Origin of the sequence: Xenorhabdus indica (genome assembly GCF_014467235.1) — a bacterium.
Classification (GTDB): domain Bacteria; phylum Pseudomonadota; class Gammaproteobacteria; order Enterobacterales; family Enterobacteriaceae; genus Xenorhabdus; species Xenorhabdus indica.
The window spans coordinates 1-4,182 of the sequence record NZ_NKHP01000056.1 but is presented as its reverse complement, the minus strand read 5'-3'; the positions used below and the strand labels follow the sequence as shown (position 1 = coordinate 4,182).

The following is a 4,182-nucleotide window of genomic DNA, read 5'->3' as shown; positions in this document are numbered from 1 at the left end:
GGCGGGATAGCCTATTTCATAACATTCCATCATCTCAGGGAGACAGAATATGTCAGTGAAAAAGCACCTCACAAAATTAAAGAAAGGAAACGCGCTGTTGGAACAAGGACAGCAAACGACACAAATAGCGAAACAGGCCAAAGGCCTGTTGACGGGGGCGAAGGGTAATTCTGCTGCCGGTGCCGGTAGCCTAATCAGTGGCGGAGGTTTTGCGGGGAGTTCAGGCAAAGCAGCCGGTGGCCTCGGTGCTGATAGCATGATCAGCGGTATGGGCGGCGGCTTTGCCGGTGGCGCAGGACAAAAAGCCGGACTGGCTGTCCGGGCCGCTACGGGTGACTCAATGGCAGGCAAACTGTTGCAGCAAGTCGGTCAGCAACTGGGATTACTTGGCGGCGCTGACCCCAGCGGCCTGTTGTTCACCCTGACAGCAGGTGGCTTACCGGCACAGACCTTTGTCGTCACTGACTTCAGCCTGAGCGAACACTTCTCACGCCCCTTTGTGCTGGAAGTGGGGCTGGCGAGTGCTGACCCTGCTATAGATTTCCCGCTGGTACTTGACCGCACAGCGACGCTGACCATTCTGCAGAACGGTATTGAACAGCGCAGCGTCACCGGCATCGTTACCCGCTTTGAGCAGGGCAATACTGGCCTGCATCAGACCACCTACCGGATGAGTATCCGCCCCGACCTGTGGCGCACCACTCTGCGACAGAACTCGCGTATCTTTCAGCAACTCAACATCGCCGGCATCATCACCAAGATCCTCAAAGAGCACAGCATCCGTGACGTGGAATTCAGGCTGCGTCACCCGCACCCGGAGCGCGAATTCTGCGTACAGTATCAGGAAAGCGACTTTGATTTTCTGCAACGACTAACCGCGGAAGAAGGCATTTTCTACTTCTTTGAATGCCGTAACGGGCGCAACACGCTGGTATACGCCGACGACTGTGGTTCAGTGCCGCCGGGCATCCGTCTGCCCTATCAGCCGGACGAAGGCAGTACGCTGGGGGAACCGGCGGTCAGCAGTCTGACCAGCAGCGCACAGGTACGACCGGCTCAGGTACAGCTTAAGGATTACACTTTCAAAAACCCGGCCTGGCCGGCAGAATTTCAGCAACAGATGCGGGATGAAAACCTGCAACAGTTGTATTACGAGCACTACGACTATCCGGGCCGTTTCAAGGACGAGGCGCATGGCAAAGATTTTACCCGCTACCGGCTGGAGGCGCTGCGCAACGACGCCGTGACCGGACAGGGCAGTGGCAATGCCATCGCCCTGCAACCGGGCAAACTGTTCATTCTCGATAATCATCCCCGCCTGGACCTGAACCAGTCGTGGCAGACCGTTGCGACCAGCCACAGCGGCAGCCAGCCCCAGGCACTGGAAACCGCCAGCGCCGGCTCCGGTACAACGCTGCACAGTCACTTCCACTTTATCCGCCAGAACCAGAACTGGCGTCCGGCACCGTTGCCGAAACCGGTGATTGATGGGCCGCAAATTGCCAAAGTCGTCGGCCCGGCGGGGGAGGAGATTTTCTGTGACCAGTACGGGCGGGTGCGCCTGCAATTCCCGTGGGACCGTTACGGCAAGAGCGATGACCAAAGCTCCTGCTGGATACGGGTCAGTCAACCGTGGGCCGGTCAGGGCTGGGGCATGCTGGCCATTCCACGCATCGGACAGGAAGTGGTGGTGGATTTCCTGCACGGTGACCCCGACCAGCCCATCGTCACCGGGCGGACCTATCATGCCAGCAATATCCCACCGGGGAACCTACCGGGCAGTAAAACCCAGATGGCGTTCCGCTCCAAAACCCACAAAGGACAAGGGTATAACGAACTGCTGTTTGAAGATGCCAAGGGCAGTGAACTGCTGTCATTGCATGCGCAGAAAGACATGAATACCAAGGTACTCAATGACCGTGAGACCCATGTACTGGCTAACCACAGCGAAACGGTGGAGAAAAACCAGACCATCAAGGTGAATGCACACAAAAACGAGATGGTGAAAATGACCAGCACGGAAACCATCGGCATGATTTATGCACTGACCGTCGGGGCCAGCATGAACACCACCGTCGGCGCCAGCCAGACTGAACAGGTGGGGCTTCACAAATCCGTTATTGTCGGCAATACCTTGTCTATCAATGCCGGTGATGTGATTGAGCTGAAATGCGGTGCCAGCGTCCTGCGTATGGATAGCGAGGGTAAAATCACCATTCAGGGCAGTGAGTTCAAATTTGAGGCCAGTGGCCCGGTACAAATCACCGGCAAAGACATCGACCTGAACTAACAAGGACGGACTGAGATGGAATTTCGTAACCTGACGCCCTTCGCGGTGATGAACTATTCGATGTGCGATGTCGAAGATACCGGGCATCACGTCGCGGTCATGAAAATTGGCTACCAACTGATGCCTGCCGGAGAGGGGGAGTACGTCGCCGAATTATTGCCCGCCCCGCCCCTGTGTTTACAGGATGAATACCGCGGGCAGATGAATGCTTCGCAGGTGTTGCAGGAAAGTGACCTTGCGCCGTTTAAACCGCGCTGCGACGTGATTGTCAACGGCACGGCTTATGCGCCAGAAGGTAAGCCCTGTACCGAATTTCCCGTGCGGTTGCAGGTACAAACTAAGCAGGGCCAGACCCTGCTTGACAAAACACTCACCGTAATCGGTGAACGGGAATTTATCCGTGACACCAGCGGCAACTGGCAACTGACGGCACCGAAACCCTTTACGACACTGCCACTGGATTATCGCTACGCCTTTGGGGGTGAGTGCAAAATTCAGGCAGACGATAAAGCGAGCCAACACCTCAAAGAGCGTGACCGACTGACCCCCGAACAGCGCCAGCAGCACCCGGACGGGGAAAATGCCCCGGTTGCCCATGCCGTTTGTGAAACCAACCCGCTGGGGATGGGATTTATCACACCGTGGTATGCCGATGCCAAACAACTCACCCGCTACCCTGCCCCACGTATTACCCGCCCGGATGCGCCGTTGACCGCGCAGCATTTTGCCGCGCAACTGAACAGTACATTACCGACTGATACCCCGGCCTGTCAGCCGCAGGGAATGGGGTTTATCGGTCGCCCGTGGCTGCCCCGCCGCCAGCTTGCCGGCACTTACGATGCCGACTGGCTGGAACATCGCCACCCTTACCTGCCGAAAGATTTTGACTTCGGCTATTGGAACGGGGCACCGGCTGACCAGCAGATTGACTGGCCGGACACCGATATCGCCCTCACCCTGAGCGGCCTGACGCTTCACAGTGACCTGCATGTCAAACTGCCGGGACACCGCCCGTTTATCCTGCTGCGGATGCACAACGGCATGCTACTGCCCGTGCCGATGCGCCTCGATACGCTCATTATCGACAGCGAAGCCAGAACACTGCATATAACCTGCCGTCTGAGCTTCAAAGCCTCTCTGCCCGTACGGGTCGCCGAAGCCCGGTTTGAAATCAACCCGGATGCGCCGTTACTCAAACTGGCGCCACTGGAAGAGGAGAAAAAAGATGGCTGATAACTACATCGCCCGTACCGCGGGCACCTGGATGATTATCGGCATGCTGCCGGACGTGTGCAAAACCCCGATGGGGCCTTCCACCCCACCCATCCCCTATCCGGTGGTGGCGAAACTGGCAGACAGCTCAGCCCCGGAAAAAACCGTGCGCGCCAATGGCCAGCCGGTGGTGGTATTTGCCCAGAGCTTTGTGCCGCAGACACTGGGCGACCAGCCCGGCGTAGCGAATGGCGTCAAAAGCAGCACCGTCGGCGGAAAATGCCATCCGCAGGAGCATACCCGCACGGTACGGGCCGGCAACAAGCTGGTGCTGCGCCACGGGGACAAATTTTGGATGAACGGGACATAAGGAGGGAAACCATGTCAGATAAGATGCTCGTCACACCCGATAGCAACGATGTCAGAGCCGAAGAATATTGTAAAGAATTTAACATTCGCACACAGGCTGAGGCGGAGAAAGCGCTCAGCAATGCAGAGACATTATACCGGCAAAGCGCCCGTTTTTACGGCGATTACGGCGACAACCCGGAATTAGACGTTCACTATAACCAGGCAGACGCTGACTTCGAAGCTCAGGCTTTTAAGAAAACGGCTCAGGATACCGTTGAAAAATTCAAAAGGGGTGAATTTCCAAAGGAAGAATGGGAAGAAGAGAAAGA

General features: G+C 56.8%; 4 protein-coding genes. All 4 read left to right on the top strand.

The features are described from left to right. Positions 1–340: 340 nt before the first annotated feature. Positions 341–2,290 (top strand): type VI secretion system Vgr family protein, encoded by a 1,950-nt coding sequence (locus Xind_RS19305; RefSeq protein WP_187650907.1) that lies wholly within the window; start codon positions 341–343, stop codon positions 2,288–2,290. Between the two features lie 15 nt (positions 2,291–2,305). Next, positions 2,306–3,523, top strand: coding sequence for a DUF2169 family type VI secretion system accessory protein (locus tag Xind_RS19300; RefSeq protein ID WP_187650906.1), 1,218 nt, complete (start codon positions 2,306–2,308; stop codon positions 3,521–3,523). Next, positions 3,516–3,872, top strand: coding sequence for a DUF4150 domain-containing protein (locus Xind_RS19295; protein ID WP_187650905.1), 357 nt, complete (start codon positions 3,516–3,518; stop codon positions 3,870–3,872). Before Xind_RS19300 ends, Xind_RS19295 begins: the two co-directional genes overlap by 8 nt. A gap of 11 nt (positions 3,873–3,883) precedes the next feature. Next, on the top strand, positions 3,884–4,182 hold a 299-nt coding region (locus tag Xind_RS19290), incomplete at its 3' end, for a hypothetical protein (protein ID WP_187650904.1).